Source organism: Hymenobacter agri (assembly GCF_054778495.1).
This window is the reverse complement of the sequence record NZ_BAAGZM010000733.1, coordinates 1-1,856: the sequence shown is the minus strand read 5'-3', so window position 1 is coordinate 1,856 and position 1,856 is coordinate 1. Positions and strand designations below refer to the sequence as shown.

The 1,856-nt window shown below is 62.4% G+C and carries 4 protein-coding genes; 1 reads left to right on the top strand and 3 read right to left on the bottom strand.

Translation table 11 applies throughout. From position 1 onward, the window contains the following. Nucleotides 1-345 (bottom strand): DUF58 domain-containing protein (locus tag ACYVDE_RS21525; RefSeq protein ID WP_460503590.1); only part of this gene is annotated, 345 nt, incomplete at its 3' end. A gap of 135 nt (nt 346-480) precedes the next feature. Here ACYVDE_RS21525 and ACYVDE_RS21520 point away from each other — a divergent pair. Further along, nucleotides 481-876 carry a DUF4296 domain-containing protein gene (locus ACYVDE_RS21520; RefSeq protein WP_460503588.1) on the top strand — a complete coding sequence of 132 codons (396 nt, stop codon included), beginning with the start codon at nt 481-483 and terminating at the stop codon, nt 874-876. A 4-nt stretch (nt 877-880) separates the two neighbouring features. Here ACYVDE_RS21520 and ACYVDE_RS21515 read toward each other — a convergent pair whose 3' ends face one another. Both ACYVDE_RS21515 and ACYVDE_RS21510 read right to left on the bottom strand, forming a co-directional pair. Beyond that, on the bottom strand, nt 881-1,225 hold the full coding sequence (locus ACYVDE_RS21515; RefSeq protein ID WP_460503591.1) for a tRNA-binding protein: 345 nt from the start codon (nt 1,223-1,225) through the stop codon (nt 881-883). Between the two features lie 150 nt (nt 1,226-1,375). Next, nucleotides 1,376-1,856 (bottom strand): DUF922 domain-containing protein (locus ACYVDE_RS21510; protein ID WP_460503587.1); only part of this gene is annotated, 481 nt, incomplete at its 5' end.

Sequence of the window (1,856 nt, the reverse complement as noted above, 5' to 3'; positions counted from 1 at the left end):
GGCCGAGAGGGCCAGCAGCCCGGCAATGTCGCGGGCCACGTCGAGCTTGCGGCGCTGGCCGTCGCCCACGTCGAGCGAGGCACTCACGTCGAGCAGCACCAGCACCTGCTGCTCCTTCTCCTCCTTATAAGTTTTCACGAACGTGCCGTGGCCCTTGCTCGATACCGCCCAGTCGATGGCCCGCACCTCGTCGCCGTACTGGTAGAGGCGCACGTCGTCGAACTCCAGCCCCGTGCCCTTGAACACGGAGTGAAAATCGCCCTGCAGCTGGGCCTCCACCGCCTTGCGGATGCGGATTTCGAGGTGGCGCAGGCGGCGCACCAAGTCGGTAAGGGGGGCATTCATGCGTTAGCCGTTAGCGGTTAGCCATTCGCTGCTAGCTTGCTGCTGAGATGCTGCCGGCCCGAAAGCGAACAGCGAACAGCGAATAGCCAGCAGCTACCGGAAGCGAAGCTACGGCGCAGGCATAACTTTGCGGACGTGAAAACCATTCGTCGTTGCTGCCTGGGCCTGCTGGCCCCCCTGCTGCTGGTGCTGCCCGCCTGCGACCGTCCTGAAGATGCGCCCACGCCGCCCGACCTGCTGCCGCGGGAAAAAATGGTGCGCCTGCTGGCCGACCTGCAGCAGCTCGAAGCCCAGGTTGAGAACAGCCACCTGCAGCCCGATTCGGCCCGGGCGCTATTTCTGGCGGCGCAAAAGACCCTGTTCTGGAAGTGGGAAGTCACCGACTCGTCCCTGCAGCACAGCTACCACTACTATGGCGCGCATGGCAAGGACCTGCCCGACATTTACCAAGCCGTTATCGATACCCTGAAGCAGCGGCAGCAGAAATTTGGCCCGCTGCCCGTGGGCCCGGCAACCCCGCCGCACCCTTAATTCCCTACACCAGCCGCTGGCCGTTGGGCACGGGGCCGGCCACGGCGGCCAGCACAATGTGCCCGTCGGCATCGGCCAGGCCCGTCACCAGCACCTCGGAACGAAACTTGCCGATTTGCTTGGGCGGGAAGTTCACCACGGCCAGCACCTGGCGGCCCGGTAGCTCGGCCAGCGTGTAGTGGTGGGTAATCTGGGCGCTGGACTTCTTCAGGCCGATTTCAGGCCCGAAATCGATGAGCAACTGGTAAGCCGGGCGGCGTGCCTCGGGGAAGGCGCGGGCTTCTACAATGGTGCCCACGCGCAGGTCGACGCGCTCGAACTCGGCCCAGGAAAGTGAATTATCGGACATCATAAAGAGACAGTACAGAAAATCAATGGGCCAATGTAGAGACGCATAGTTGCGTCTCGTCGTCGAGCACCCAAGGCACTTGTCGTTCAACAACGAGACGCAACTATGCGTCTCTACATCGTACTGGCGATTTTCTTAACAGCTGCGAAGCTATTGCGCGAAGGGCTTGAGCATGTCGAGCTTGGCGGCAGTTTGCTTTTCCCACTGGGCCTGGCGGGCGGCATTCAGGCCGTGGTTGGTTTCCTGGTCGTAGCGGTTCTGCTCGTTGTCCCAGGCCGCGTACACCAGCTTGGTGGTGTTGTTGAAGCCCGGCTGCAGCTTCTCGCAGTTGGCCTTGGCGGCAAAGGCCTGTAATTTCTGACGCATAATACGGGCGTACACTTCACTAATGTCGAAGTGCAGCTGTTCGTGGCGTAGCAGGCTTTCGGATGCCGTTTTGGGGTTGCGAAACCACGAGGTATTGGGGTCGAAAGTGGCCTTGACGGTGCTGCTGAACACGTAATCCTTGCAGGCCGCGTCGGCATTGATATTGGAGGAAGTGGAAGCGGCCAGCGGGCTGCCGGCCGGGCCGCGGGCCTGAAAATCGGCCAGCGTGAGCCGGCGCTCGGCCGACCAGGTGATGAGCGGCGCG